The organism is Streptomyces sp. NPDC030838, from assembly GCF_055572035.1.
This window is the reverse complement of sequence record NZ_JBVIED010000004.1, coordinates 334,567-361,180: the sequence shown is the minus strand read 5'-3', so window position 1 is coordinate 361,180 and position 26,614 is coordinate 334,567. Positions and strand designations below refer to the sequence as shown.

At 73.8% G+C, this 26,614-nt stretch carries 22 protein-coding genes and 2 pseudogenes; 10 read left to right on the top strand and 14 right to left on the bottom strand.

Annotated elements, in window-relative coordinates:
• Positions 1 to 14: 14 nt before the first annotated feature.
• Positions 15 to 1,952, bottom strand: coding sequence for a YncE family protein (locus tag ACZ42A_RS14865; RefSeq protein ID WP_468527570.1), 1,938 nt, complete (start codon positions 1,950 to 1,952; stop codon positions 15 to 17).
• A 171-nt stretch (positions 1,953 to 2,123) separates the two neighbouring features.
• Complete coding sequence (locus tag ACZ42A_RS14860; RefSeq protein ID WP_468527569.1) at positions 2,124 to 2,948, bottom strand: restriction endonuclease; 825 nt, start codon at positions 2,946 to 2,948, stop codon at positions 2,124 to 2,126.
• 647 nt (positions 2,949 to 3,595) lie between these two features.
• On the opposite strand from ACZ42A_RS14860, the gene ACZ42A_RS14855 reads away from it, so the two are divergent.
• A complete protein-coding gene (locus ACZ42A_RS14855; RefSeq protein ID WP_468527568.1) occupies positions 3,596 to 4,078 on the top strand; it encodes an FxLYD domain-containing protein in 483 nt (160 codons plus the stop codon).
• Between the two features lie 112 nt (positions 4,079 to 4,190).
• Positions 4,191 to 5,318, top strand: coding sequence for an aminopeptidase P family protein (locus tag ACZ42A_RS14850; protein ID WP_468527567.1), 1,128 nt, complete (start codon positions 4,191 to 4,193; stop codon positions 5,316 to 5,318).
• Between the two features lie 13 nt (positions 5,319 to 5,331).
• Here ACZ42A_RS14850 and grpE read toward each other — a convergent pair whose 3' ends face one another.
• Both grpE and ACZ42A_RS14840 read right to left on the bottom strand, forming a co-directional pair.
• The gene (gene grpE / locus ACZ42A_RS14845) at positions 5,332 to 5,781 is read right to left on the bottom strand and encodes a nucleotide exchange factor GrpE (protein WP_468527566.1); all 450 of its coding nucleotides are present in this window, start codon (positions 5,779 to 5,781) and stop codon (positions 5,332 to 5,334) included.
• A 73-nt stretch (positions 5,782 to 5,854) separates the two neighbouring features.
• On the bottom strand, positions 5,855 to 7,501 hold the full coding sequence (locus tag ACZ42A_RS14840; protein WP_468527565.1) for a glycoside hydrolase family 13 protein: 1,647 nt from the start codon (positions 7,499 to 7,501) through the stop codon (positions 5,855 to 5,857).
• Between the two features lie 282 nt (positions 7,502 to 7,783).
• Here ACZ42A_RS14840 and ACZ42A_RS14835 point away from each other — a divergent pair, with 282 nt between their 5' ends.
• The gene (locus ACZ42A_RS14835; RefSeq protein WP_468527564.1) at positions 7,784 to 8,728 is read left to right on the top strand and encodes an LAETG motif-containing sortase-dependent surface protein; all 945 of its coding nucleotides are present in this window, start codon (positions 7,784 to 7,786) and stop codon (positions 8,726 to 8,728) included.
• A 74-nt stretch (positions 8,729 to 8,802) separates the two neighbouring features.
• Here ACZ42A_RS14835 and ACZ42A_RS14830 read toward each other — a convergent pair whose 3' ends face one another.
• On the bottom strand, positions 8,803 to 9,768 hold the full coding sequence (locus tag ACZ42A_RS14830) for a nucleoside hydrolase (RefSeq protein WP_468527563.1): 966 nt from the start codon (positions 9,766 to 9,768) through the stop codon (positions 8,803 to 8,805).
• Positions 9,769 to 9,796: 28 nt separating this feature from the next.
• Positions 9,797 to 11,035 (bottom strand): threonine--tRNA ligase, encoded by a 1,239-nt coding sequence (gene thrS / locus ACZ42A_RS14825; protein ID WP_468527562.1) that lies wholly within the window; start codon positions 11,033 to 11,035, stop codon positions 9,797 to 9,799.
• A 323-nt stretch (positions 11,036 to 11,358) separates the two neighbouring features.
• Here thrS and ACZ42A_RS14820 point away from each other — a divergent pair, with 323 nt between their 5' ends.
• Positions 11,359 to 12,141 carry a hypothetical protein gene (locus tag ACZ42A_RS14820; protein ID WP_468527561.1) on the top strand — a complete coding sequence of 261 codons (783 nt, stop codon included), beginning with the start codon at positions 11,359 to 11,361 and terminating at the stop codon, positions 12,139 to 12,141.
• 60 nt (positions 12,142 to 12,201) lie between these two features.
• Here ACZ42A_RS14820 and ACZ42A_RS14815 read toward each other — a convergent pair whose 3' ends face one another.
• Together ACZ42A_RS14815 and ACZ42A_RS14810 are read right to left on the bottom strand one after the other, a co-directional pair.
• Entirely contained in the window at positions 12,202 to 12,927 is a 726-nt protein-coding gene (locus tag ACZ42A_RS14815; RefSeq protein WP_468527560.1) for a GAF and ANTAR domain-containing protein, read from the bottom strand.
• A gap of 141 nt (positions 12,928 to 13,068) precedes the next feature.
• On the bottom strand, positions 13,069 to 13,242 hold the full coding sequence (locus tag ACZ42A_RS14810; protein WP_468527559.1) for a hypothetical protein: 174 nt from the start codon (positions 13,240 to 13,242) through the stop codon (positions 13,069 to 13,071).
• A gap of 157 nt (positions 13,243 to 13,399) precedes the next feature.
• Between ACZ42A_RS14810 and ACZ42A_RS14805 the strand changes: the two genes are divergently transcribed.
• Positions 13,400 to 14,743 carry a helix-turn-helix domain-containing protein gene (locus ACZ42A_RS14805; RefSeq protein WP_468527558.1) on the top strand — a complete coding sequence of 448 codons (1,344 nt, stop codon included), beginning with the start codon at positions 13,400 to 13,402 and terminating at the stop codon, positions 14,741 to 14,743.
• A gap of 194 nt (positions 14,744 to 14,937) precedes the next feature.
• Here ACZ42A_RS14805 and ACZ42A_RS14800 read toward each other — a convergent pair.
• The 3 genes and pseudogenes from ACZ42A_RS14800 to ACZ42A_RS14790 all read right to left on the bottom strand — a co-directional run.
• Positions 14,938 to 15,117, bottom strand: a pseudogene (locus ACZ42A_RS14800) (mechanosensitive ion channel family protein); the annotation flags it as partial.
• Between the two features lie 99 nt (positions 15,118 to 15,216).
• Entirely contained in the window at positions 15,217 to 16,293 is a 1,077-nt protein-coding gene (locus ACZ42A_RS14795; protein WP_468527557.1) for a hypothetical protein, read from the bottom strand.
• Between the two features lie 85 nt (positions 16,294 to 16,378).
• A complete protein-coding gene (locus tag ACZ42A_RS14790) occupies positions 16,379 to 17,596 on the bottom strand; it encodes a PP2C family protein-serine/threonine phosphatase (protein ID WP_468527556.1) in 1,218 nt (405 codons plus the stop codon).
• Positions 17,597 to 17,745: 149 nt separating this feature from the next.
• Between ACZ42A_RS14790 and ACZ42A_RS14785 the strand changes: the two genes are divergently transcribed.
• The gene (locus tag ACZ42A_RS14785; RefSeq protein ID WP_468527555.1) at positions 17,746 to 18,198 is read left to right on the top strand and encodes a hypothetical protein; all 453 of its coding nucleotides are present in this window, start codon (positions 17,746 to 17,748) and stop codon (positions 18,196 to 18,198) included.
• Between the two features lie 400 nt (positions 18,199 to 18,598).
• Positions 18,599 to 19,477 carry a hypothetical protein gene (locus ACZ42A_RS14780; RefSeq protein WP_468527554.1) on the top strand — a complete coding sequence of 293 codons (879 nt, stop codon included), beginning with the start codon at positions 18,599 to 18,601 and terminating at the stop codon, positions 19,475 to 19,477.
• Between the two features lie 72 nt (positions 19,478 to 19,549).
• On the opposite strand, the pseudogene ACZ42A_RS14775 reads toward ACZ42A_RS14780, so the two are convergent.
• A pseudogene (locus ACZ42A_RS14775) lies at positions 19,550 to 19,732 on the bottom strand (PLP-dependent aminotransferase family protein); the annotation flags it as partial.
• A 55-nt stretch (positions 19,733 to 19,787) separates the two neighbouring features.
• Positions 19,788 to 21,119, bottom strand: coding sequence for an aminotransferase-like domain-containing protein (locus ACZ42A_RS14770; protein ID WP_468527553.1), 1,332 nt, complete (start codon positions 21,117 to 21,119; stop codon positions 19,788 to 19,790).
• A gap of 86 nt (positions 21,120 to 21,205) precedes the next feature.
• Between ACZ42A_RS14770 and ACZ42A_RS14765 the strand changes: the two genes are divergently transcribed.
• The 3 genes from ACZ42A_RS14765 (at position 21,206) to ACZ42A_RS14755 (ending at position 24,485) form a co-directional block, all read left to right on the top strand.
• Positions 21,206 to 22,021, top strand: a complete 816-nt coding sequence (locus ACZ42A_RS14765; protein ID WP_468527552.1) for an alpha/beta fold hydrolase — start codon at positions 21,206 to 21,208, stop codon at positions 22,019 to 22,021.
• 70 nt (positions 22,022 to 22,091) lie between these two features.
• Positions 22,092 to 22,436: a hypothetical protein gene (locus tag ACZ42A_RS14760; protein ID WP_468527551.1), complete on the top strand. Its 345-nt coding sequence runs from the start codon at positions 22,092 to 22,094 to the stop codon at positions 22,434 to 22,436.
• Positions 22,437 to 22,529: 93 nt separating this feature from the next.
• Complete coding sequence (locus ACZ42A_RS14755) at positions 22,530 to 24,485, top strand: FUSC family protein (RefSeq protein WP_468527550.1); 1,956 nt, start codon at positions 22,530 to 22,532, stop codon at positions 24,483 to 24,485.
• 42 nt (positions 24,486 to 24,527) lie between these two features.
• Here the strand turns inward: ACZ42A_RS14755 and ACZ42A_RS14750 are convergent, their stop codons facing one another.
• Positions 24,528 to 26,594: a PhoX family protein gene (locus ACZ42A_RS14750; RefSeq protein ID WP_468527549.1), complete on the bottom strand. Its 2,067-nt coding sequence runs from the start codon at positions 26,592 to 26,594 to the stop codon at positions 24,528 to 24,530.
• Positions 26,595 to 26,614: the final 20 nt, after the last annotated feature.

The following is a 26,614-nucleotide window of genomic DNA, read 5'->3' as shown; positions in this document are numbered from 1 at the left end:
GTGGAGTCGGTGGCTCAGTTGGTGAAGTACATGTACTTCCAGGAGCCGTACGTCGTCGAGTTCACGTTGTCACCGGAGGAGCCGTTGACGTACACGGAACGCATCCGGGCCTTGATGCCCGCCTCGCCGGGGGCCTCCAGGGACACCGCGGACTTGCCGTCGGAGCCGAGCGCAAAGTACTCGGAGCCGGCGTCGTACCACCTGCCGTCGTAGTACACCTGCAGGTCGAAGCGCTGGGCGCGGCCCGGGTAGTACGTCATGGTCGTGGTGAACAGCGGGTCGGTGCTCTTGCGGAACCAGTAGTACGTGGTCGAGCCGATCTTGGCCGTCTTGTAGTGCCGGGAGACGGCCGTGGAGACCCGCACCTTGGCGTACGCGGTGACCTTGGTCGTCTTCGGCTTGTAGCGGGCGTCGCCCTTGAAGACGGCGGTGACGACGGTGTCCCGCTTCATGTCGACGACCGCGGAGATGTTGCCGCTGGAGTTGACGACGGCGGTCTTGATCAGCTTGTTCGGCTTGTCGCCGCCGAACGGGTTCGCCCAGATCTCGACCGTACGGTTCTTGTACGTCGTCCCCAGGTGGGCGGTGAAGGTGACGTCCTTGCCGTAGCTGTAGACCTTGCCGTTGTTGTTCAGCGTCAGCGTGGTCGAGGCGCGGGAGACCTCCACCTTGTCCGACGCGGTCACCGCCGTGTGCTCGGCGTCGCCCGCGTACGTCACCTTGTAGGTGACGGTGCCGCCGGCCGGCGGGGTGTCGGAGAAGGAGTACGTGCCGTCGGCCTTCACGGTGACCGCGGGCAGCGCCTTGCCGCTCGGGCTCTCCAGGTCGACGCGGGTGACCTTCAGCTGGACGCCGGCCGGCAGCGGCACCGTCGCCGAGATCTTGCCGGTCACGGTGAGCGGCTTGGCGCGGGTGGCGGTCGACGGGGCGTTGACGGTGAGCGTCGGAACGTTCTTCGTCGGGTCGGTGAGGGCCTTGAGGGTGTAGCCGCCCGACGTGCCGACCAGGGCGAAGACCCGGGAGGAGTCCGGCGCCCAGGCCAGCTCGGCCGCGCCGCCCGTGCCGACGTCGTAGCTGCGCAGCGGCTTGGTGGCGTTCGGCCGGTAGATCGCCACCTTGCCGCCGTACGCCTGGGCGACCAGGCCGGTGGCGGAGATGTCCGCGTGGTGACCGGCCGGGTAGGAGCCGGCCTTGCTGAACGTGCCGTTCGCGTGAGCCAGCCGGTCGGTGCCGTTGACCAGCAGCTGCGGGGCGTTGGGCACCAGGTCGACGTCGCCGACCCCGTAGGTCAGGGTGTAGTCGCCGTCGTGCCAGGCGACCGGCTGGGCCGTACCGCCGGAGACGTCGAACACCGCCACCGAGCCGGTGGAGATGCCGCTCTCGCCGAGGCCCAGCAGGTTGGGCGCCGACGGGTCGGTGTCCAGCAGCGACTGGCCCCACACCTTGCCCGAGAACTGGCCCATCGTCACCGGGTCGGTGCCGCTCGCCGGGTCGACCGCCGGGTCGAGCGAGCCGAGGTCGCCGTCCCACTGGTCGCCGTAGGTGAACCAGACCTTGCCGCCGGCGAAGCCGAGGTGGCGCGGACCGGTGTCGGTGGGCACCGCGTAGCGGGCCTTGACGTCCAGGGTCGCCGCGTCGAGGGCGACGATCTCGTGGGTGCCCGGGATGGCGGCGTAGAGCGTGCCGCCGTCCGCCGACAGGGCGAGGTCGGAGACCGGGCCGAGTCCGGACACCGAGTCCACGACGGTGCCGGTGTAGGTGGCGGCGACGACCCGGCCGTTGCCGCTGTCACCGATGAAGACCCGCTGGCTGACACCGTCCGCGACGATGCCGCCCGGGGCCGCGACGGTGGCCGTGGCCGCCGACGCCGGAGTGGCCACGGCGACGCTCAGGGCCGCCGAGCCGACGAGGACCGCGAACGCCGTCGCGGTCGAGATGCTGCGCGTACGCACAGGTGATTAACCCCCACAAGGAAACCCGGCGGGGAGCCGGGGAGATGAGAGACGCCGCGCGTCGCCCGGATGTCGTCTGCTGATCGCGGGGCGCGGCTGCCAGGGGCAGCGTATGGCATGACAGTGACAATTGAGGAGGGGGTTTTCGCGTGGGGCGCACCACGCGCCGCTTCAGTCCCCGGCGTCCGCCGCGCGTACCCGGGCACCGTGGCGGATCAACAGAAGCCCCGCGACGGTGGCCGCGAGGGCGACCGCGCCGGTCGGCAGCACCCCGTCCCGCCACAGCCGGGCGTTGCACAGCCACCCCACCGAGAGCTGGAGCAGGAACAGCCCGAGGGCGATGTGCCCGAACCGGCGGCGGCTCTTCTCGACGACGCCCCACACCATCAGCACGGCCGGGACGACGAGCATCGCCGCCGTCGCCACGCCCCGGCTGGGGCGGCCCTCGAAGCTGTCGGCGCCGGGCAGCGCGAGCGCCACGATCGCGAGGATGAACCCGAGCGCGAACCGCGCCGAGCCGGGCCGGTGCTCCTTCGCGGGTTTGGCGGCGGGGTCCGAGGTCGCTTTGGGTTCCGGCGTCGGTACGCGTACGGCGCTGATCCGCCGAGCGGCGGCGTTCACCGCCGTCATCGATCCGTCCAGGGCGTACACGAACAGCGCGATGTCGTGCTCGGCGGCGTACTCGACCGCCGTCCCGGTGTAGTCGCTCCCGGTGAAGAACAGCAGCTGCCGGTCCATGTCCCGCCCCCGCGCCCCGAACAGCCGCTGAAGCTCCGGCCGCCCGACCGCCTGCGCCTGGAACTTCACCTGCCCCAGCGCCCGCGCCGACCGCACATCCACCCCACCGTCCGGCCCACCCGGCCGCGCGGTCGCGTCCCGGTACCCCCAGTGACGCATCCACGCGGCGGCATTGCGCTCAGCGTCCTGCCAGGAGCGCACGGGGCGGGGGGCGGGCGGCTGCTGCCGTATGGCCGAGGGGGCGTTGTCGGTGGTCACAGCGGGAGTATCGCAAGCGGCAACCGACCGGAATCAGGGCCTACCCGCTCTGACCAGCCGAGCAGCGTGTCGAGGACGTCCCCGATCAGGCGGTGGGCCGGTCCTGGGCAGGGCAGTGCCAGTCGATCGCGTCGATCGCGTTGCCGTCCGCGTCACTGAGGTGGTGACCCACACCGTGACCGAATCGGGCCGATGGTCGACCTGGAACGGCGCGTTCTCATGGAGCGTCCCGGACCAGGAACCGTCTCCCGTGGGCGAGTGAGTGACAACGACGCAGGTCTGCTTCGGCGGGATCTGGTGGGGTTCCGCCCAGGGCTCCACGGTCAGCTCAAGCGACGCCTCACCGCCGTTGCCGAGCACCAGCCGCGCTGTTCCCCCAGCGAACATTTCCATCCCCCTTGCCGCTACGGACGATCCCACCTACGGACGATCCCGGGTGCAGCCGCCATCCCGGTGGGCGCACGCAGCCGATCCTCACACGCGCGGTCATGTGATCCAAGCGGCTTCGTCACGCGACCCGGCCCCGTCTCGCCAGTCCGCCGGGTCAACCTCTCCCATCAGGCCGAATACTCCGTTCGAGTGATCCGGCATGCGGCTCGGTCCGGAGCGGCCTTCACTGGAAGGAGACCCGCACCCTGGGAGGCAGCATGGCCGGTCACCGCAGGATCCGGGCCGCACTGACCGCGACGGCCGCGGCCGTGGCTATCGCCCTCACGGGCTGCGCCGACGAGGACACCCCCGAGGGCGCGGTCAGCGAGGCGGCCTCGCAGGCCGAGTCGGCCGCGTCGCGCGCGGGGGACGTGCTGGCGTCGGCGACCGCGGAGGTGGGCCAGCGGTTCGACGAGATCACCGGCGGCCTCGACGTCAAGGACGACGTACGGCTGGGCAGGCCCGCCACCGACAGCGACGGGCGCATCAGCGTCGAGGTCACCGTCCGCAACACCGACAACGAGACCAGATCCTTCGTCGTCCAGGTCACCTTCAACGACGAGGACGGCAACTTCCTCGACACCGTCGTGACCACCCTGGAGGACGTCCCGGCCGGGGAGGAGCGCTCCGCGACCGCCCGCAGCAACCGCGACCTGAGCGGCGACGTGAAGGCCGTGGTGGACCGCGCCGTGCGGTTCTGAACCGCGGCGGCCCCCGCACGGCGCCTTGCCCGTGCCCCGTACGACAGCCCCGTCCCCCGTGCGACAGCCCCCCTGCCCCGTACGACACGACTCCCGACCTCCCGGCGACACCATGACCGAGACACTCCCGGCGCCCTTCACCGAGCAGGACTACGCCGCCCGGATGCACCGCGCCGCCCGTGAGGCGGCGGCCGTCGGCCTGTCCGGGCTGCTCATCACGTCGGGCCCCGACCTGGTGTGGATGTGCGGCTACCGGCCCCCGGCGCTCACCGAACGGCTCACCCTGCTGGTGCTCGCCCCGGACTCCGAGCCCTATCTGCTGGTCCCCACGCTGGAACGCGCGGACGCGGAGGCCGGCCCCGGCGCGGGCGCCGTCCGGATCACCGAGTGGCAGGACGGCCAGGACCCGTACGCGGCGGCGGCCGGCCTGCTGCGTTCCCACGGCCGCTACGGCGTCTCCGACGGGACCTGGGCGGTGCATCTGCTGGGCCTCCAGGAGGCGCTGCCGCTCGCCACCTACCGGGCCATGAGCACCGCCCTGCCGATGCTGCGCGCGGTGAAGGACGAGCACGAGCTGGCCCGCCTCGCGGCGGCCGGGGCGGCGGCGGACGCGGCGTACGCCGACATCCTGGGCGTACGGTTCGCCGGGCGGCGGGAGCGGGACGTGGCCGACGACCTGGCCCGGCTGCTGCGCGAGCACGGGCACGCCCGGGTGGACTTCACCCTGGTCGGCTCCGGGCCCAACGGCGCCGACCCGCACCACGAGGCGGGCGACCGGCGCATCGAGGACGGCGACATGGTGGTCCTCGACTTCGGCGGGCTGAAGGACGGCTACGGCTCCGACGTCACGCGGACCGTGCACGTCGGCGAGCCGACCCCGGAGGAGCGCGCGGTGCACGACATCGTGCGGGCCGCCCAGCAGGCCGCGTTCGAGGCGGTACGGCCCGGTGTGCCGTGCCAGGAGATCGACCGGGCGGCCCGCAAGGTCATCGCCGACGCCGGGTACGGCGCGTACTTCGTGCACCGCACCGGCCACGGCATCGGCGTCACCACGCACGAGCCGCCGTACCTCGTCGAGGGCGAGCAGTGCCCGCTGACGCCCGGCATGTGCTTCTCCATCGAGCCCGGCATCTACCTGCCGGACCGCTTCGGCGTCCGCATAGAGGACATCGTGACCTGCGCGGAGGACGGTGCCCGCCGCCTGAACACGACCCCGCACGAACTGGCCGTGGTGACCTGAGCCGCCGCGTCGGCTACTCCGGGCCGGTGACCTCCACGCTGGCCGGACGCAGAAGGACGTCGCCGACCCGGTAGCCGGGGCGCAGCACCGCCGTGCAGACCGGGCGCTCGGCGGCCGGGGAGACATGGTGGAGCAGCGCCTCGTGCCGGGCCGGGTCGAACGGCTCGCCCACCTCGCCGAACGCCACCAGGCCCAGCCCGCCCACCTGGGTGTACAGCAGCCCGGCGATCTCCGCGAGCCCCGGTGTGTCCGGCTCCTGCGCGCGGGCCGCGTCGACGGCGTCCAGGACCGGCAGCAGCCCGCGCAGCACGTTGGCGACGGCGATCTGCCGCACCGCGAGCCGGTCGCGCCGTACCCGCTCGCGGTAGTGGGCGTACTCGGACTGCACCCGCTGGAGGTCGGCGGTCCGCTCCGCCACCTCGGCGACCAGGCGCTCCCATCCCTGTGACCGGCTGTGCTCCATCTCGGCCTGCCCAGTGCACTCGCCTACACGCCCTGAGTAGGCCTCCACCGGCGGCCCTGTCAAGGCCTGCCGGCTATCCCAGCCAGACGGTCGTGTCCGGCTCCAGCACCCCGCGCTCCTTCAGCGGCGCGCTGGCGATCAGCGGCTCGCCGGGCGGCAGCGGCACGGGGACGCCGGACAGGTTGGCCACGCACCGCCAGCCGTCCGTCCGGGCGAACGCCAGCACTCCCTCCGGGGTGTCCTCCAGCCAGGTCAGCTCCTCACCGTTCAGCAGCTTGCGGCGCAGCTTCAGGGCGCTGCGGTACAGCTCCAGGGTCGAGCCCTCGACCCCGTCCTGCGCCTCGACGGCGTACCGCGCGAAGGACTGCGGCTGCGGCAGCCAGGCACCGCCCGCGCCGAAGCCGTACGACGGCCCTGTCGTCGTCCACGGCAGCGGCACCCGGCAGCCGTCGCGGCCCTTGCGGACATGGCCGGTCTGCTCCCAGATCGGGTCCTGGAGGACGGCGGTGGGCAGGTCGGCGACCTCGGGCAGGCCCAGTTCCTCGCCCTGGTAGAGGTACGACGAGCCGGGCAGCGCCAGCATCAGCAGGGTGGCGGCGCGGGCCCGGCGCAGCCCGGCGGCGGGGTCGATGGCCGGGGCGTGGCCGCCGGACAGCAGCCAGGCGTCGAGGTCGGTGCCGGGCGGCAGGATCAGCCGGGAGGCGTGCCGTACGACGTCGTGGTTGGACAGCACCCAGGTGGCGGAGGCGCCGGCGGCGCGGGCGTCGGCGAGCGAGGCGGTGATGACGCGGCGCAGTTCCTCGGCGTCCCAGCGGGTCTTCAGATACTCGAAGTTGAAGGCCTGGCCGAGTTCGTCCGGACGGGCGTACAGCACCCGGCGGGCGCCCGGCACCCAGGCCTCGGCGACGGCCATGCGGGGCGGGGAGTAGGCGTCGAGGATCTTGCGCCAGTCGCGGTAGATCTCGTGGACCTCGTCGCGGTCGAAGAACGGGTGGGTGCCGGGCGGGAACTCGCTCAGCGACTCCTCGTCGCTCAGCTCGGGCGCGCCGAGGTCGCGCAGCGGCTCGCTCAGGTCCTTGGCGAGGGCGTGCGCGACGTCAACACGGAACCCGTCGACGCCCCGGTCGGACCAGAACCGCAGGGTGGTGCGGAAGTCGGCGCGAACCTCCTCGTTCTCCCAGTTGAGGTCGGGCTGTTCGGGGGCGAAGAGGTGCAGGTACCACTGTCCGTCGGGGACCCGCCGCCAGGCGCTGCCACCGAACACGGACTGCCAGTCGGTGGGCGGCAGTTCACCGCCCGGGCCGCGCCCGTCCCGGAACACGTACCGGTCGCGGGCGGCCGACCCGGGACCGGCGCGCAACGCCTCCTGGAACCACACGTGCTGATGGGACGTGTGGTTCGGCACGACGTCCACGATGACCTTCAGGCCCAGCCGGTGGGCCTCGGCGGCCATCGCGTCGAAGTCGTCGAGGGTGCCGAGGCGGGGGTCGACGTCCCGGTAGTCGGCGACGTCGTAGCCGCCGTCAGCGAGTTCGGAGGGGTAGAAGGGGCTGAGCCACAGGGCGTCGACGCCGAGCGCGGCGAGGTGGGTGAGCCGCTGCGTGATGCCCTTGAGGTCGCCGAGTCCGTCGCCGTCGGCGTCGGCGAAGCTGCGGGGGTAGACCTGGTAGATGACGGCCTGGCGCCACCAGTCCGGGTTCCTGGAGGAGATGTCCGGCACACGGCCTCCTTCACGGCATTGCGGGTGTTGCGGGTGTCAGGGAAATGACTGTCCACATCGCCGGAAAAGCGAACATTCCTTGCGCCGCAGCGGAAGTAACGCCACGTCAGGGCCGGTCAGCGATGCGTCAGGGGAATTGACAGCCCATTGACAGTCCGTTCGACGAGCTCGAACATGTGCTCACGTTGTGCCGCATGTGACCAATGAGCACAGCGTTTCCACGACCACTCGGGGGGCGCCTTCGCGGCCTCCCGCACCCATGCACACCCAGATGGGAAACACATGTCCATAGCGAGACGTGTCACCGCGCGACGCCTGCTGGGGACGGGCGCCGCGGCCCTCGCCCTCACCGCCGTCTCCTTCACCTGCGCCTCGGGGGCCTGGGCGCACGGGACGCCCGGCGGCGACGGCTGGAAGCACGGCGGCCAGTACCAGCCCGGCACGGGTGCCGGCACCGAGACCGCCACCGACCGCTGCCAGTTCTCCCTCGACGGGACGAACTTCCACGACTCGGTCAAGGTCGACGACCAGAACCTGAAGCCGACCGCCGACGGCAAGGTGCACATCACGGTCCGCCCCGCCGCCGACGCGACCACCTGCACCGCCTCGCTCGCCTCCTACCTCGCCCACGGCCCGACCTTCGCCACCTCCGGCGAGCAGGTCTTCGTCGACTTCGACACGGTGACGGTCGAGCGGGGCGCCACCGACACGCTCGACATCGCCGTCCCGGACGCGGGCTGCTTCGCCCAGATCGACCTCTACCGCGGCGCGGTGAAGTACGACGGCAAGCTCGACGCGAACGACGGCTTCGAGCACGGCGAGCTGCCCAAGGGCCCGGACCGCCCGGTCATCAAGGACAAGCTGATCGCGGCGTGGAACGGCGGCACGAAGGACTGCACGACCACGCCGTCCCCGTCCCCCTCGGAGCCCGCCCCGTCCACCTCCGCCCCGGCCCCGTCGGACTCCGCCCCGGCCCCGTCGACCTCGGCCCCGGCCGAGCAGCCGTCCCCGTCCGCTCCGGCCGAGGAGTCCCCGGAGACCACCGCCCCGGCCGACTCGTCGAGCCCGTCCGCCCCGGCCCCGAACGGCGGCAGCGGCGAGGAGGACCTCGCGGAGACCGGCGCGAGCAGCGCGACCACCCCGATCGCCATCGGCGCCGCGGCCCTGCTGGTCGTCGGCGGGGGCATCGTGGTGGTGACGCGCCGCCGCCGGGCGTCCCGTTCCTGACCGAGCGTCAACTTTCTTGAGGCCGCTCGCAGTGCTTACTGCGGGCGGCCTCATCGGCGTACGGACCGGGACGGTCAGACCCCTTCCACCGTCGTCAGCCACAGCTTCACGTACCGCTCCACGTCCACCTCCAGCGCCACGTCCACCAGGGCCGGGGCGCGGCCCTCGCCGTGTACCTCGGATTCGCCGGGGCGGGGGCGGCGGTCGACGATGGTCTGGCCTCGGGTGGGGCCGGGGGCGAGGGAGACCTCGACCGGGAGGAGGCGGGTGGCGATACCGGCCGGGTCCGCGACCGCGCAGACCGCGCCCGCGTCGCCGACGCCGCCGCCCGGGTCGTCGCCGTCCTCCTCGGGGGTGGCGGGGCGGTGGGCGAGGAGGTCGCCCGCCAGGCGGGCGCCGGGTTCGGTGCTCGCGCGCAGCCGCCGGACGTCGGCGCCTGGGACGACCACCTGGCGGAACACGTCGAGGCCGTACATGGTGGTCGGCACTCCGGCGGTGAGCAGGACCGCGGCCGCCTCCGGGTCGTGCCAGACGTTGAACTCGGCGACCGGCGTGGCGTTTCCGCAGGCCACCGCGCCGCCCATGAACACGATCCGCTCGATGTTGCGGATGACCTCGGGGTGGGTGCGCAGGAGCAGGGCGATGTTGGTGAGGGGCGCGGTGGGGATCAGGGTCACCGGGCGCGGGGAGGCGAGGATCTCGCGGCGGAGCAGGGTCACCGCGTCCACGTCGACCGGGGTGCGGGCGGGGGCGGGGAGGCCGAGGTCGCCCATCCCGTCCTCGCCGTGCACGTGGCGGGCCGAGCGCGGCGGCTCGATCAGGGGCCGTTCGGCGCCCCGGGCGACCGGAATGTCCGGCGCGCCGGCCTGTTCCAGCACGGTGAGGGTGTTGCGTACGACGCCGTCCACGTCGGTGTTCCCGGCGACGCAGGTGACCGCGCGCAGGTCGAGTCCCGGGTGCCGTACGGCGAACAGCAGGGCCAGCGCGTCGTCGACGCCGGTGTCGCAGTCGATGATCACGGGCATGGGCTGACCGGTCACGGGGGCGCTCCTTCCGTCTGCGTCGACCTTATGCCGCATCCCACAGGCCGGCACCGCGCGCGGCGACCCGCGCCTCGATGCGCCGCAGCAGGTCGTCGACGGGTACGGCCCCGGGGCGGCGGCCGTCCCGCAGGCGTACGGCGGCCAGGCCAGCGTCGGCCTCGCGCTCGCCGATCACCGCCTGGTACGGCACGAGCCGCGCCGCCCGGATCCGTGCGCCGAGGCTGCCGTCCCACGGCCCGCTCAGCTCGGCCCGCAGGCCCAGGCGCAGGGCCTGTTCCACCATCTCCCGCGCGCGTTCCTCCTGGGCCTCCGCCACCGGCAGGACGACCAGCTGGACGGGTGCGAGCCAGGCCGGGAAGGCGCCGCCGTGCTCCTCCATGAGGTGGGCCACGGCCCGTTCGACGCTGCCGATGATGCTGCGGTGCACCATGACCGGGCGGTGCTTGCCGCCGTCGGGGCCGATGTAGTGCAGGTCGAAGCGTTCGGGCTGGTGGAAGTCGATCTGGACGGTGGAGAGGGTGGACTCGCGTCCGGCGCCGTCGACGACCTGGACGTCGATCTTGGGGCCGTAGAAGGCGGCCTCGCCCTCCGCCTCCTCATACGCCACACCGGCCACGTCCAGCACCTCCCGCAGCAGCCCGGTCGCCCGCCGCCACAGCTCGGGGCCGGCGACGTACTTGCCGCCCTCGCCGGGCAGCGAGAGCCGGTACCGGGCGGCGCGGATGCCGAGGTCGGCGTAGGCGCGGCGGATGAGGCCGAGGGCGGCGCGGGCCTCCTCCACGGCCTGCTCCAGTGTGCAGAAGATGTGGGCGTCGTTGAGCTGGATGGACCGTACGCGGGTCAGGCCGCCCAGCACGCCGGACGGCTCGGAGCGGTACATGCCGCCCAACTCCGCGATACGGAGCGGGAGTTCGCGGTAGCTGTGGGACCGGGAGCGGTAGATGAGCGCGTGGTGCGGGCACAGGCTGGGCCGCAGCACGACCTCCTCCGAGCCCAGTTTCATCGGCGGGAACATGTCCTCGCTGTAGTGGTCCCAGTGCCCGGAGATCTCGTACAGCTCCCGCTTGCCGAGCACCGGCGAGTACACGTGCCGGTATCCGGCGGCCCGCTCGGTGTCCCGGATGTACTCCTCCAGGGCGTGCCGGACGACGGCCCCGTCGGGCAGCCAGTACGGCAGCCCGGCGCCCATCAGCGGATCGGTGTCGAAGATGCCCAGCTCGCGGCCGAGGCGTCGGTGGTCGTGGCGGTCGTACGAGGTGTTCATGCCGGTCTCCTCCGGTTCGGAGGCGAGCGCGCCGTACGACGAAGCCCCGGGGCGCTCGCCCCGGGGCTTCGGACATCTGCTCAGCTGTCAGCGCGCCGGGACACTCTCCGGCGTCGTCGTGAGAGACGGGTTGGCGCGCTGCATGGGAGGCACGGTAGCGGGTGGCGGGGTGGCCGCGCGAAAGGTTTTCCGCGACGTGTGTGACCGGCTTTCCGGGGACTCCCGGCGAGTTGATCACCCGGACGGCCCGGAGCGCTGGTGGGCGGACGGGTGCGGTGGTGCCGTGGACGTACCACGGTCGGTAAGCCTCTCTGGAGCCACCCTTGACGACCCGCATCCGCCTCGCCGCGTCCGCCCTCGCCGCCGCCACCCTGCTCGGCGCCGGCGCCTGCTCCGCCATCAAGCTGGACCCGGCCGGGCCCACCTCCTCGGGGTCCTCCGCGGCCTCCTCGCCCGCCGCGGCCGGCAGGTCGCCGGCCCCGGCCACCACCCCCGCCCTCACCGAGGCCCAGGCCCGGGACGCCCTCATCAGCTGGACGGACCTCGGCGAGCCCTGGGCGCCGACGCAGGGCGCGGCCACCTGGCGGGACGCCTTTCTCAAGGCGCGGACGGCGGAGGGCACGGCATCCGACTGCCAGCGGCTGCTGGACCTGCTGTACGCCGACGAGCTGCTCGGCGCGCCCGCGCGGGCGGTCGTCGGCCTGGACGACACGTACGACGGGGCCCAGCTGCGCTATCAGGTCTCCACGCAGCGCCCGGCGGAGGTCGACCGCACGCTGGCCTGGCTGCGGACGCTGCCCGGCAAGTGCGAGTCGTTCGACGCCACCATGGTCTCCGGCACCGTGGAGCAGGTGGAGGTGGACGAGGCCGAGCTGCCCGAGGTCGGGGACGCCCGCCAGGGCCTGCGGGTCACGGCGACCATCGAGTACGAGGGCGAGGAGGTCGCGCTCACCATCGACGTGGTCGCCGTCCGCGTGGGCGAGGACTCGTTCACGCTGACCAACGGCGGACTGGGCGACGTGTACGCGGAGGTCACGACCGCGGCGACCCAGCTGGGGGCCGAGCGGCTGGCGGCGGTCCGCAAACAGGGCCGGGTGGAGGTGTGAGCGACGCGCGCACCACCGGCCGTACGAGACGGGCGCGCGGCCGGCTAAGGCTCTGTCGGCCTAGTCGGGGTCGAACGGCTCCCGCTGGGCGACCACGTCGTGGGCCAGGTCCAGCACCGTACGGCCGTGCGCGAAGGCGCGGGCACGCAGCCGGGCCAGTGCCTCGTCGGAGCCGATGCCGAGCCGGGCCATGATCATGCCGACCGCCTGGAAGACCCGGTCGTGCCCGTCGGCCAGCTCGGTGAGCCAGGTGCCGTCCGGGCGGTCGCCGTACTCGTCGTCGCACGGGAGGTAGATCAGCGCGAGGGTCATGACCTTGGCCATGAGGTGGGCGATGTGCAGCTCGCGGGCGGTGAGGACGCCGGGGGTGTCCCGGTACAGGTCCAGCGTGCCGACGCATCCGGCGTCGTCGCCCAGCGGCAGCGCGTACACCGCCCGGATGCCCAGCGCGGTCGCCTGCTGGACGAAGACCGGCCAGCGCCCCGCGTCCGCCGCGGCCGTCAGGTCGGCGACGAGGACGGGCGCGCCGGTGCGGGCGGCCTCCAGGCAGGGGCCCTCGCCCAGCGTGGCCTGGATCTCCATCAGCTCCGCGGCACGGTCGTCCCCGGCGCTCAACGGCACGGGCATCCCCTCGCCGGACAGCGAGACGCTCGCGCTGGCCACCGGCAGCAGCCGGGTCGTGACCTGGCACAGCCGGCGCGGCAGATCCCCCGCGCCGACGCCCCGCACCGACTCCGCGATCACGTCGGCGGCCCACGCCCCGTCCCGCTCGTTCCTGGGCCGCACGGTCACTCCCTCCTCGACCGGTCTCCCCCCGGAAACGAGGCCCGACTACCCGGCCGGGGTGCCCCGAAACGACCGTCTCGGCTGTTCCGTGTGGTCAGCGGGGTACGGGCCGCCCAACGGTGCCGTCCACCGGTGCCGTTCTCACGGCTTCTGCGCGGTTCGCTCCACCTGCGCCCCGCACCCCGGCTCCGTCGCCTTCGCCGGGCCCGCGTTCGCCGCCGCGATCAGGGCGGTGACGGCGAGGACGGCGGCGGCGAAGGCTCTGGCGTAGCGGGTGGAGGGGTGGCCGGGGTGGGCGGAGGGGCGTCCGGGCACGGCAACCTCGCAACAGGCAGGGGCGGTGACAGAGAAGGCACGGCGACAGCAGGGGATTAAGCGCGTTTAACTTCCGAGGTTATCTTTCTCCAACCTAGGGGGTGCGGAGTTCAACGGGAAGACCGTAACCGCCAGTTGACGCTGGCATCATGAACGCATGGCGAAGCGCGACGACCCGGAGACCATCGGGCGCAGGGTGCAGCAGCTGCGACGCGAACGCGGCCTCACCCAACGGCAGCTGGCGGAACCCGTCTACACCCCCGCCTACATCTCCACCCTGGAGTCCGGCCGCGTCCGCCCCTCCGACGACGCCCTGCGCCACCTCGCCGACCGCCTCGGCGTCGCCTTCGACGAGCTGGCCACCGGCCGCCCCGCCCACCTCGCCACCGACCTGCGCCTCCGCCTCACCGAGGCCCAGCGCACCCTCGCCACCGGCGAGGCCGAGGAGGCCGCCCGCCAGTACGCCGCCCTGCTCGCCGAAGCGGAGACCCACGGCCTCGCCGACGCCCGGTACACCGCCCTGCTCGGCCTCGGCGAGTGCGGCCTCGACACCGGCGACCTCACCGCCGCCCGCCAGTACTTCGAACGCGCCGAACAGACCCTCGCCGACGCCCCGCTGCCCGCCCGCGTCCCCGCGCTGCGCGGCCGCGCCGTGGCCCACTACCTCGCCGGGGAACTCCGCTACGCCGTCTATCTCCTGGAGACCACCCTCGACGATCTCAACCGCGGCGGCCTGCACGACCCCGACGCGCTCCTGCTCCTCTACGCCAGCGTCATCGGCCCCTACATGGACATGGGCGCCCACGCCCGCGCCGCCCAGGCCGCCGAGTTCGCCCTCGCCCTCGCCCCGCAGGCCGCCGACCCCGCCCTGGTCGCCCGGATGCACCGCTCCGTCGCCCGCACCCTGCTCGCCGAGGGGCGTATCGCCGAGGCGGACGCCTCCCTCGCCAAGGCCGCCGAGATGTACCGCCAGCTCCAGATCCGCACGGAACTGGCCAACTGCCACTGGATGCGGGGATACGTCTACGCCCAGAACGGCGACCTGGAGCGCGCCGAGTCCGAGCTGCGCTCCGCCCAGACCATGCTCTCCGCCAAACGCGCCGCCCTGTACAGCAGCCAGGTCGCCGTCGAACTCGCCGACGTCCTGCACCGCCGCGGCAAGTCGGACGAGGCCGCCGCGCTCCTCCAGGACGTCCTCGGCGACCTCTCCTCCGAACGCGGCGCCGTCCACGCGGCCGCCGCCCACCGCCTCCTGGGCCGCATCGCCGAGTCCGCCCGCGACACGGAAGCCGCCGAGGAGCACTACGTCCGCGCCCTCAGCCTCCTGGAACGCGCGGGCGCGGCGGGCGACTTGGCCGACCTGTGCCGCCTCCTCGGCGACCTGCTCCGCCGCACGGGCCGCATCGAGGCGGCCCTGGACGCGTACCGCACGGGCCTGGGCCACCGCACGGCCCCCGGTACGACAACCCTGGGCCCGGCACCGGCTCAGCCCCCGCTCTAGGAGGCGGCCAACCACCCGGGGCTGATCCCCCCCCCCCGCACCGCGAGGACCTCGCCGACTACGCGCTCGGCTTCCTGGACGCGCTGAAGGAGCTGGACTGGCGCGAGCCCGTGGGCCCACGACTACGCGGTGTGCCGCCTCACCGCCATCGTCTGGCTGGTGAACGGCACGGCCTGCTCGCGGACTGAGGCTCACCTCTCCGCGGTGGTCAGCCAGCGCTCCCAGCGCTGCCGCATCGGCATGATCATGCCGCCGCCGACACCGACGATGAGGATGCCCGCGGCGGTGCCGAGGGCCGCGTAGAGGAGGGGCTGGGTGACGGCCGTGGCGATGCCCGCCTGGCTGAGAGCGGCGATCACGCCCAGGGCGACGATGCCGTCTTCCTTCGGTTGTGCCGGCCCCCTCCTTCGTGGACAGGCCACACCTGGCCCCCTACGGCCGCTCCGGCACCGCCATCCGGGTGACGCCCGCCCTCAGCCCCGCGCCGTCTGTGCCGTCTGCGGTTCCAGGCGCCGCAGCTGCCGCCGGACGTGCTCCAGCGCCCCCGCTCGGCGGCCCGGCACCCGGGCGCGCAGGTCGGCGAGGGCGGCGCCCAGTTCGCGGGCGCGGGCCGGTTCGGCGATCTCGCTCCACTGGTGGTGGGCCCGGTCGACGGCCGCCTCGACGGCGGGCGCGTCCACGGGCTGCCCGGCGGCCAGGCGGGCCGCCGCCACCGCGAGCCACGTCCGGCAGCTGCGCGCCGGGTCCCCGGCGAACATCGCGAGGTCGGCGCGTACCTCCGCCCAGTGCAGCGCCTCCTCGGAGCCCGGCCCGTGGGCCCGTACGGCGGCCTGTTCCCACTGCGCGGCCAGGGCGTCCGCGTGGGTGTGGCGGCCCGCCTGGACGGCGGCGGTGATCGCGGCGTGCGGGTCGTTGGTCGTCGGCGGGGGTGCCGCCGCCAGGACCAGGTGCCCTGTGCCCTCGGTACGGGCCAGGGTCAGCTCGTGCAACTGGCCCAGCGGGGGGCGGTGGCCGCTGCGCAGTATGGTCGCGAGCGCCTTCATGTAGGACGGGGCCGCCGGCGTGCCGCGACGGCTCGGCGGGGGCGCGATACGGCCGTAGACGGCGGTGGCGCGACCCGTGTCCAGGGGCGTCGTGCGCAGCAGGTCCCAGGTCTCCGCGTCGGCGTGCAGGTCCAGGAAGAGGGTCGTCGTGCCCGGGGCGCGCAGGCGGAGTTCCTCGCGGAACCAGTGCCAGGGGAAGGCCGTGTAGCGGACGGTGGCCGGGGTGGTGCGGGCCAGGGCCAGGTGGGGCAGGCGCTGGCGTCTGTCCAGCTGGAGCTGGCCGGCGAGGTAGACGGTGAGCGGGCCGGGGGCGGAGGCGGCGGCGCGCAGGCGGGTGAGGACGGCCTGGGGCTCCAGGGGGTCGGCGAGTTCGACGACGTTCGCGGTGTCGGTGCCGGCCAGCACGGCGGGGTCGACGGCCGCGAGCACCGGGAGTACGGCCGCGGCGTCCACCAGCCGGCCCCTGCCCACGGGCGAGGCGGCGAGCAGCAGCACGGTTCCGGGCATCGGTCCCTCCCCTTCGGTCACGTACGTCGTCGATCACGTACGCAAAGCACCGTAACCGGTGGCCGGGGCGCCGTGGGGGCCGCCTTCAAACCCCGGTGCCCGCGACGCGCCGTACCGCGAACACCGTCGCGTCGTCCTCCAGCCGCCCGCCGCTGTGCCGCAGCACCCCGTCCCGGACCAGCGCCACCAGCCGCCGGGGCCCGGCCGTGCGGGCGTCGGCGGCGAGCGCGCGGGTCACGGCGTCGGCGAGCGGGTAGAACGCCCCGCCGCCGTCCCGGGCCTCGGTCACGCCGTCGGTGGTGAGCAGCAGGGTCTCGCCGGGAGCGAGCGGGAAGCGGCGGACGGCGGGTGGGGCGGCGGGGTCGGCGGCGAGTTCGCCGAGGCCGAGGGGGAGGCTGTCGCCGGGCGGCAGGGTGCGCACGCCGTCGGCGCCCGCGACCAGCGGCGGCTCGTGACCGAAGTTCACCACCTCGACGGCGTCGGAGGCGTCCGCGGGGAAGCCGAGGAGGAGGGCGGTGGCGAACCGCTCCGTGTCCTCGCCGCCGCGGCCCAGATCGGCCATGTGCCCCCGGTGCCGGCGCACCCGGGTCTCCAGGCACTCGGCGACGGTCGCCAGGTCCCGCTCGTGGTACCCGGCCTCGCGGAACGTGCCGAGCAGGGCCGCCGCCATCTCCACCGCGCCGAGGCCCTTGCCCTGCACGTCGCCGACGAGGACGCGGGTGCCGTGCGGGCCGGGCTGGATGTCGTAGAAGTCGCCCCCGACGCGGGCCTCGACATCGGCGGGGAGATAGACCGCCGCGTGCTCCAGGCCGCCCCACACCGGGGGCAGCGGGCGCAGCACGGTGCGGCGGATGGTCTCGGCGATGGTCTGCATGCGCAGCATCCGCTCCTGGCCGCGCAACCGCACCACGCAGGCCAGCGTGGCGAGGATGCCGCCCAGGGCGACCAGGATGAAGTCGGGCAGCCCGGCCTGGTACGCGTCCGGCCACAGACCGTCCACGACGCCGTACGTGACGACGGACAGCACCGCGTACACCGCCGTCCCCCACACCCCGCAGATCGCGGAGGCGATACCGGGCACCAGCACGATCCAGGAGACGATCCGGAAGTCCTCGCCGGTGTTCACGTCGGCCAGCGCGATGGCCACCAGCAGCAGGAGCGGAGGCACCCAGGCGACGCTGCGCCCGCGCACGCGCAGCAGTTGCTGCCGGTGGGCGTCGCCGTCGGGCAGCGCGGCGCGGGGATACCGGTCGCGCAGGCGCTGGCCGCCGCCTCGGCCGTCGCGCGCGCTCACGGGCTCCATGGCCCCCAGCGAAACACGGGGCCGACCGCCCCGCATCCGGTCCGGGCGACCGCGGACCCACCCGGACACGGTGCGTGACCTGCCGACTTGCCAGTGTCCCCGGCCAGGTGTGCCCTGGAAGGCGGGGGCGAGGAGAGAGGAGTTCTCCCATGGCTCACGCGGCACCGGTGCCCCGCAGGGACCGCGGCGGCACCCGCGACACCCGCCCGCCCGACATCTTCTCGGCGCGCACCCATCGGATCGCGAGCTGGGTCTGGCCCGTCGGCCTCGGGCTGGTCTACGGCTACTGGGCGGCGGCCAACCGGCGCGACGGCGGTCCCATCACCGGCTGGAACCTGCTGTTCGGGTTCGTGGCGGCGCTCGCCTTCATCCTGCTCTACGTCGGCATACGCGCCATGGCCTCGCGGCTGAAGCGGGAGCAGCACGCGCTGCTGTGGGCGGCGTTCGCGGGCTCCGCCTTCGGCTTCGCCTACGCGCAGACCATCGGCGGCACCGTGCTGCGCTCCATCGGCATGGCGCTGGCGATCGCGGCGACCGTGTTCGCGGTGCTGTTCTACCGCTACTACACGCACGAGGACGCGGAGGGCCGGCGTACGGGCTGACACGGTCGTACGGGCTGACACGGTCGTATGGGCCGATGTCCGTCCTACGGGCTCCCACACGAGGGCGCGCGGGTCCCGGTTTGTGGCCGGGGCCCGCGCGTCTCCCTCATCCCTCCACTCGTCGGGCGACGGGCGGCAAGTCCCGGTCGCCGGACGAGGATCCGGAAACCAGCCGGCTCGGCAAGGAGCCCGAACCTTCTCCCCAGATCCAGGAAACACCCGTTCGGGTGAAGCCTCCACCGGAGCGGGGAAACCGCAGTTCCGGGGGTGTGCGGGGCCCGTCGTACGGAGCTTGGGGTGCGGGGACCCGCGCCCATACGGCCGTACCGTGCTCGCGCGGTCCGCGCGGACGCCGTTGCCTGGAGGCGTGTCTGTTCCGTGCCGTTCTGTTCCGTGCCGTGTGCGTGACGGTCTGTCGGCCGCGCTGATCGCCCTGGCCTGCCTTCTGCTGCCGTTCGGCGCGCTGGCGGCCTGGGCGGCGTACGGGCTGACGGACACCGGGCGGTATGTGCGCACCATGGCGCCACTCGCCGCCGATCCGGCCGTGCGGGACGCTGTCGCGGACACCGTGGGGGCGGAGCTGATGCACGAGTTGGGGCCGTCCCTGAGCGGCATGATGGGCCCGTTCGCGCAGGACGCGGCCCGCTCGTTCACCCGGACCAACGCCTTCCGCGCGGGCTGGGACACCGCGAACCGGGTCACGCACACCGCGCTGCTGCACGCCGTCCGGCAGGGCGACGCGGGGCGTCCGGTGACCGTCGACATCGCGCCGGTGGCGGCCGAGGTGAAACGTCAGCTGACCGCCGAGAACGTCCCGTTGGCGGACCGCATCCCGGTCCCGCACACGGAGGTCGCGGTCCTGCCGGCGGCGGAGGCGGACCGCCTGCGCAAGGGATACGACGTCCTCGAAGTGGCCGCGTTCTGGCTGCCGTTGGCGGCGTTCCTGCTCGGCGTCGCCGGGATCACGGTCGCCACGTGCCGCCGCCGCGCGGTCACCGCGACCGCCCTCGGCACCGCGCTCGGCGGCGCCCTGCTCGGCCTGGCGATCGCCGTGGGCCGCCACCTGACCCTCGCCGGCCTCCCCGCCGAACCCCACCGCCCGGCCGCCGGCGCGGTCTACGACGCCCTCACCGCCACCCTCCGCACAACATCCTGGCTCCTCCTCACCCTCGGCCTGACGGTCGCCACAGCCACCTGGCTGACCACCCGCTACGGCCCGTCCGCCCGCCGCCGCCCCTCCTCCCCGGACCCCCCTCACCCACCCCGCCCCCAACCCTGACCCCCACCCCGTCTCAACCACCCCGCCGAGCCACCACCCCAGCCGGACCAGGCCAAGCCCCGACCACCGGCCTCAACCACCCCGCCGAGCCACCTCCCCCAACATCCGCAACGCCCACTCCAGCTCCACCTCCGCAACCGACGCCAACCCGAGCCGCACCGCATCCGGCGTGCGCGCCGGGTCCACGGCGAAGGACGGGCCCGGAGTGACCGCGATGCCGCGGGCCGCAGCGGCCGCGGTGAAGGTGTCGGCGCGCGTCCCCACCCCCTCCCACCCCCAGCCGGACCAGACCGAGCCCCGACCACCGGCCTCAGCCACCCCGCCGAGCCACCTCCCCCAATGTCCGCAACGCGCGCTCCAGCTCCGTCTCCGCAACCGACGCCAACCCGAGCCGCACCGCATCCGGCGTGCGCGCCGGGTCCACGGCGAAGGACGGGCCCGGGGTGACCGCGATGCCGTGGGCCCTGGCCGCTGCGGTGAAGGTGTCGGCGCGCCACGGGGGCGGCAGTTCCCACCAGGCGAAATAGGCGTGCGGGTCGGAGCGTACGGAGAAGCCGCGCAGGCGGGTGGCCAGGAGTCGCTGTCTGCGGGCCGCGTCCGTGCGCTTCGCGGCCACCAGCCGGGTCACCGTGCCGTCCGCGATCCACCGTACGGCGGCCTCCAGGGCGAACCGGCCCGCGCTCCAGCCGCCGGAGCGGATCGCGGCGGCCACGGCGGGCACCCGCTCCGGCGGTACGACGAGGAAGCCCACGGTCAGGCCCGGCGCGACCCGCTTGGACAGGCCGTCGACGACGTGGGTGAGGCCGGGGGCGAGGGCGGCGAACGGGGGTTCGGGGCGCAGGAACGACCAGATGCGGTCCTCGACGACCGGGAGGCCGAGGTCGGTGACGGTCCGTGCGATGGCCCGCCGGCGCGGCTCGGGGGTGGTGAGCGAGGTCGGGTTGTGCAGGGTCGGCTGGAGGTAGAGGGCGGAGAGCGGGGCCGTGCGGTGGGCGGCGGCGACGGACTCGGGGAGCAGGCCCTCCTCGTCGGCGGCGAGCGGGACGAGGGTGATGCCGAGGCGGGCGGCGATCTCCTTCACCAGGGGGTACGTCAGCGGCTCGACCCCGACCCGGCCGCCGGGCCTGACCAGGGAGGCCAGGGCGGCGGCGATGGCCTGGCGGGCGTTGCCGGCGAAGAGCAGCCGACCGGGCGCGGGGCGCCAGCCGGGGGCGGTGAGCAGTCCGGCGGCCGCCGCGCGGGCCTCGGCGGTGCCGGTGGCGGGGGCCGGGCGGAGGGCGTCGGCGAGGGCGGCGGGGTCGAGGAGGGAGGTGAGGGCGGGGGCGAGGAGTTCGGACTGGGCGGGGGCGGACGGGTAGTTGAGCTCCAGGTTCACGGGGGCTTCCGGGGCCGCCGCCGGCTCGGTGAGGGCGCGGCCGTCGCCGGTCGTGGGCGGAGTGGCCCGGACGAAGGTGCCGCGACCGACCTCGCCGACGACCAGTCCGCGCCGGACGAGTTCGCCGTAGACCCGCCCGGCCGTGGAGGCCGCGATGCCGCACCGCCGTGCGAACGCCCGCTGCGGCGGCAGACGTTGGCCCGGTTTCAGCCGACCGGAGGCGATGTCGGCGGCGATGCGGTCGGCGAAGCGGAGGTAATCGTCCACGGCGGGCCTCTCGTCGGCGGAGCACATTGCACCGAGGGCAAAGATCTTATTGCACCGAGGAGTTGGGGCACCGTACGGTCGAGGCCATGACCGTCCCCCTCGCATACGAGGACGAAGGCACCCATACCGCCTCCGTGCCGCCGCTGCTCCTCATCCACGGCCACCCCTTCGACCGCACCATGTGGACCCCGCAGATCGAGGCGTTCGCCCCGCACCGCCGGGTCATCGCCCCCGACCTGCGCGGCTACGGCGCCTCCCCGGTCGTCCCCGGCGTCACCCCGCTCTCCGCCTTCGCGGCGGACATCGAGGCCCTGCTCGACGCACTGCACCTGGACTCCGTCGTCCTCGCCGGCCTCTCCATGGGCGGCCAGATCGCCATGGAGTGCTGCGCCCGCTTCGGCGACCGCGTCCGCGGCCTGGTCCTCGCCGACACCTTCGCCGAGCCCGAGACCCCGGAGGGAAAGCGCACCCGCAACGCCATGGCCGACCGGCTGCTGCGCGAGGGCATGCGGGGCTACGCCGACGAGGTCCTGGAGAAGATGGTCGCTCCCTACGCCGACCCGGCCGTGAAGCGGCACGTCCACCGCATGATGACGGCCACCGCGCCGGAGGGCGCCGCCGCGGCCCTCCGCGGCCGCGCCGAACGCCCCGACTACCGCCCCCTCCTCTCCCGCCTCCCGGCCCCGGCCCTGGTCGTCGTCGGCGAGGACGACGAGTACACCCCGGTCCCGGTCGCCGAGACCCTGCACACCCTCCTCCCCGACTCCACCCTGCACGTCGTCAAGCGCGCGGCCCACATGCCGAACCTGGAGCGCCCGGAGGAGTTCAACGCGGCACTGGCCGGATTCCTGACCCGTATCGACGCGACCGCGCGGGCCGCGTCGACCCCTGATCGCCCGTGACCGCCTCGCCCCCCGATCCGCCCGTAATCGGCTGGTGACGGCCGCGCCCACCCGGCTACCGTCACCGTCCATGCGCGAGACGACGACCCTGTGGCGCCCCACGGGCCCCGAGGAGCTGGCCCTCGTCGAGGCCTCCGGCTGGACGGCCTGGCCTCCGCGGCTGCCCGAGCAGCCGATCTTCTACCCCGTCCTGAACGAGGACTACGCCGTGCGCATCGCCCGCGACTGGAACGTCCCGGCCTCGGGCGCCGGATACGTCACCCGCTTCGAGGTCGACTCCGCCTTCCTGGAGCGCTACCCGGTCCGCCAGGCCGGCGGCGAGACCATCCTCGAACTCTGGGTCCCGGCCGAGGAGCTGGAGGAGTTCAACGCGCACATCGTCGGCCGTATCGAGGTCGTACGGGAGTTCCACTGAGGACCGCGGCGGCCCGGTCTCCGGGCCGCCCTCGCGGGCCTCACCCCGCACACGACCGGCCGGCCTCCTGCGCAAGCCGCCCATAATGGGCGCATGTCCCGCGAGTTCCCCATCGGCCTCACCCCTCCCGACTGGCTGGTCCGGAACCTCCAACCCCAGCAGGCGGCCCCCGTCAACCGGCCCGCCGTGGCCCGCGCCGCCGTCGCGATGGCCCTCCCGCTGGCCGTCGGACTCGCGGCCGACCGCCCCGCCTACGGTGCCCTCGCCGCGATGGGCGCCCTCTCCGGCGTCATCGGCGACACCGCCGACGCCTACCGCCTGCGCATCCTCAACATCGCCGTCCCGCAACTGTTCGGCGCGGTCGGCGTCACCCTCGGCTCCCTGGCCTTCGGCCACGGCTGGACCGCGGTCGCCGTCCTCACCGGCATCGCCCTGCTCTCCGGCATGATCTCGACGATCGGCGCGGTCTCCTCCGTCTCCGGCCTGCTCCTGCTCCTGAACGCCGTCGTCGGCGCGGGCCTGCCGATGCCCGGCGCCTGGTGGGCGGCCCCGCTGCTGATGACCGGCGGCGGACTCCTCGTCCTCCTCCTCGCCCTGCTGTCCTGGCCGCTGCGCTCCGGAGTCCCCGAACGCTCCGCGGTCGCGGGCGCCTACCGCACCGCCGCCGACCTGCTCGCCGCGTGCGGCGCGGACACCGAGACATACGAGGAGGCCCGGCACGCCGCCACCCAGGCCCTCAACCAGTCCTACGACGTCGTCCTCGCCCGCCGCTCCCGCTACCACAGCCGCAGCCGCGACCTCACCCGGCTGCTCGCCCAGCTCAACGCGGTCACCCCGGTCATCGAAGCCGCCCCCGCCGCCCACCTCGCGGGCAAACCGCTCCCCCCGGAGATCCCCCAGGCCGCCCGGCACCTGGCGGAAGCCGTCGAGACCGGCTACACCGGCCCCATAGGGCTCCGCCTCCCCCTGCCGCTGACGGAGACGGGCCGCGCCGTCGACCAGGCCCTACGGCACGCCGCCGACGTGGTCACCACCCCCGACATCGACCCGACGGGCATCCCCGACGGCCTGGGCCGCCCGGCGGCACTACGGACCCGCGCCGCCCTGGCCACCCGCACCGTCCTGCTGTCCGCCGCGTCCTGGCGCTACGGCCTGCGCCTGGCCTTGTGCATCGGCCTGGCCCAGGTCCTGGTGTCGATCGTCCCGGTCCCCCGCTCCTACTGGGTCGCCCTCACCATCACCTTCGTCCTCAAACCGGACTTCGGCTCGGTGTTCTCCCGCGCCCTGCTGCGCGCCCTCGGCACGGTCGCGGGCCTGGTCGTGGCGGCGGCGGTCCTGGCGGAAGTGCCGCGCGGCTGGTGGGACGTACCGGTCCTGCTCCTCCTCGCCCCGCTGATCCCCGCCCTCACCCCCCGGGGCTACGGCTACCAGACCGCCGCCATCACGCCGGTGATCCTGCTCCTCTCCGACGTCCTCAACCGCCAGGGCACGGCCCTGCTGCTCCCCCGCCTGGTCGACTCCCTCATCGGCTGCGCGATCGCCCTGGTCGTGGGTTATCTCCTCTGGCCGGAGAGCTGGCGCACCCGGGTCGGCGACCGTCTCGCGGACGCGGTCGCGGACACGGCACGCTATGTGGAATGCGCCTTCGGCGGCGGGGCGGAGGCCACGGACCCCGCGGCCCGCGCCCGGATGCGCCGCCGCCTCTACCGCGACCTCTCCGCCATCCGCACCGAGTTCCAGCGCGCCCTGACCGAACCGCCGCCGACGGGCCGGCGGGCGGCGGCGTGGTGGCCGCTGGTGGTGGCGGTGGAACGCATCGTCGACGCGACGACGGCGGCGAGGGTCCGCGTGAAGCAGGGCGCGGCCCCGCCGTCGTCGGCCGAGGTCTCCCAGGTGGTCCGGCAACTGCGAGAACTGGCGGAGGGCGTCCGCGAGGCGGACACCCTCATCGCCGTACGAACGGACCTCACGGGCCCGCCGGGGAGCGTGCTGGAGCCACTGAGACAGGAGCTGGCGGCGGCGAGGGCCATCGCATCGCCACATGCGTAGCCGCGCCCACCCCCGGGCCACCCCGGCTCCGGGCACTGCTGATCAGACGCCGATGCCGGCGCCGTCCTCACGCCAGACAGCCACGACGGCCGGGCGAACGATCTTCCCGGGCCCGTCGGGCCAGGCGGACGCGGGCTTCTCCACGCTCGCGCCATCGATCTCACCGGGATGCTGCACGGCGACAAGCACCCGCCGCTCCTGAATCACCGGCCCACAGGTCTCCGCACCCTTCGGCATCGTCGCGAACTGCTTCAGCTCACCGCGCCGGTCACCCCGCGTGGCCACACCGAAGAGCCCGTCGTGCGAGCCGAGCTGGTTGCCGTCCGTGGAGATCCACAGGTTGCCGTACGAGTCGAAGGCCACGTTGTCCGGGCAGGAGATCGGGCTGACCTGGTCCTTCGGGAAGCCGGCGAAGTAGGTGGCCGGGTCGTTCGGGTCACCGGCGACGAGGAACAGCGACCAGGCGAACTTCTTGCTGTCGGCCCGGTTCCAGCGCTCGGTCAGCTCCAGCACCTGCCCGTGCTTGTTGAGGTTGCGCGGGTTGGCCTCGTCGGCGCCGGCGTACCCGGTCTTGCCGCGGTTGGTGTTGTTGGTGAGGGCGACGTACACCTTGCCGGTGTGCGGGTTGGGCTCGATGTCCTCGGGCCGGTCCATCTTCGTCGCGCCGACCTTGTCACCGGCGAGCCGCGTGAAGACGAAGACCTCCTCGGCGGTCATGCCCTCGACGTGCGAGACGGCGCCGTCGGCGGTGGCGGTGGCCAGCGGGATCCACTCACCGCTGCCGTCGAACTGGCCGTCGGCCGGGAGCTTGCCGGTGCCGTCGATCTCGATCGAGGGCGAGTCGCCGGTGAGCTTGGCGACGTACAGCGTGCCCTCGTCGAGGAGGGAGAGGTTGTGCTCGCGAACGGCCCGCGAGGTCCCCTTCTTCATCCGCTTGCTGCCGACGAACTTGTAGAAGTAGTCGAACCGCTCGTCGTCACCGGAGTAGACGACGGGCCGGCCGTCCTCGGTCAGCCGCACGGTCGCGCCCTCGTGCTTGAACCGGCCGAGGGCGGTGTGCTTGCGGGGCGTGGAGGTCGGGTCGTACGGGTCGAGCTCGACGACGTATCCGAAGCGGTGCGGCTCGTTGGGCTCCTGCGCGACGTCGAACCGCTTGTCGAACCGTTCCCACTTGCGCTCGGACGCCCCCGTCCCGAGGCCGTAGCGCTTGTCGGTGGCGCGGGTGGCGTTGGCGAAGTACTGGTTGAAGTTCTCCTCGCCGTGCAGCGTGGTGCCCCACGGGGTGGTGCCGCCGGAGCAGTTGTTGAGCGTGCCGAGGACCTTCGTGCCGGACGGGTCGGCGGAGGTCTTGAGCAGGTCGGACCCGGCGGCGGGGCCGGTCAGCCGGAACTCGGTGGTGGCGGTGACACGCCGGTTCAGCGGATGCCGGGGAACGGCGACGAGCTTTCCGGTCTTCCGCTCGCCCTCGACGACGACGGCGGAGAGCCCGTGAGCGGCCCAGGCGATCTCGACCTGCTCGCGGGTGGGGTTCTCGGGGTCGTACCCCCGGAACATCAGCACCTCGTCGGTGTACTCGTGATTGGCGACGAGCAGCTGCCGCCCACGCTCGCCCGGAAGGGGCAGCAGCGCGAGGAAGTCGTTGTTGTAGCCGAACTGCCCGGCCTGCGCCTTCGCCGTCTGCTTCTCCGCGTCGAAGGCGGGCGCACCGCGCAGAATCGGCTCACCCCAGCGGATGACGACGTTCTGGCCGTAGCCCTCGGGCACGGTCACGGTGTCGTCGGTGTTGGGCGCGACGGGCTTGAACCGCAGCCCACGGGCCCCCTTGGACCCGGCGGAGGGCTTGGCGGCGGGGGCCGCGCTCGCCTGCGGGGAGGCGGCGGCACCGGAGGCGCCGACGGCGGCGGTCGCGGTCACGACGGCGGCGGCGCGCATCACGGTGCGGCGGCTGAGGGCGGTGGCGATGACGTCGCCGACGTACGGGTTGGCGGTGGTGTTCGGCACCTCGTGGAAGCAGGCGTCACCGCAGCGGAAACGGCAGGTCAGCGCGGACCGGCCACCCGGGTGCGAGTCGGACGAGCTTCTGATGATGGGCAGCGTGATGCGACGCACGTTGATTCTTCTCCCTGGCT

What these genes read in the sequence shown, in the direction of transcription:
- grpE (WP_468527566.1), bottom strand. Translation starts at nt 5,781, where the DNA reads ATGGAGCACAGCCGGTCACAGGGATGGGAGCGCCTGGTCGCCGAGGTG.
- ACZ42A_RS14785 (WP_468527555.1), top strand. Translation starts at nt 17,746, where the DNA reads ATGGCTCACGCGGCACCGGTGCCCCGCAGGGACCGCGGCGGCACCCGC.
- ACZ42A_RS14755 (WP_468527550.1), top strand. Translation starts at nt 22,530, where the DNA reads ATGTCCCGCGAGTTCCCCATCGGCCTCACCCCTCCCGACTGGCTGGTC.
- ACZ42A_RS14760 (WP_468527551.1), top strand. Translation starts at nt 22,092, where the DNA reads ATGCGCGAGACGACGACCCTGTGGCGCCCCACGGGCCCCGAGGAGCTG.
- ACZ42A_RS14795 (WP_468527557.1), bottom strand. Translation starts at nt 16,293, where the DNA reads ATGCCCGGAACCGTGCTGCTGCTCGCCGCCTCGCCCGTGGGCAGGGGC.
- ACZ42A_RS14805 (WP_468527558.1), top strand. Translation starts at nt 13,400, where the DNA reads ATGGCGAAGCGCGACGACCCGGAGACCATCGGGCGCAGGGTGCAGCAG.
- ACZ42A_RS14765 (WP_468527552.1), top strand. Translation starts at nt 21,206, where the DNA reads ATGACCGTCCCCCTCGCATACGAGGACGAAGGCACCCATACCGCCTCC.
- ACZ42A_RS14835 (WP_468527564.1), top strand. Translation starts at nt 7,784, where the DNA reads ATGTCCATAGCGAGACGTGTCACCGCGCGACGCCTGCTGGGGACGGGC.
- ACZ42A_RS14850 (WP_468527567.1), top strand. Translation starts at nt 4,191, where the DNA reads ATGACCGAGACACTCCCGGCGCCCTTCACCGAGCAGGACTACGCCGCC.
- ACZ42A_RS14855 (WP_468527568.1), top strand. Translation starts at nt 3,596, where the DNA reads ATGGCCGGTCACCGCAGGATCCGGGCCGCACTGACCGCGACGGCCGCG.
- ACZ42A_RS14790 (WP_468527556.1), bottom strand. Translation starts at nt 17,596, where the DNA reads ATGGAGCCCGTGAGCGCGCGCGACGGCCGAGGCGGCGGCCAGCGCCTG.
- thrS (WP_468527562.1), bottom strand. Translation starts at nt 11,035, where the DNA reads ATGAACACCTCGTACGACCGCCACGACCACCGACGCCTCGGCCGCGAG.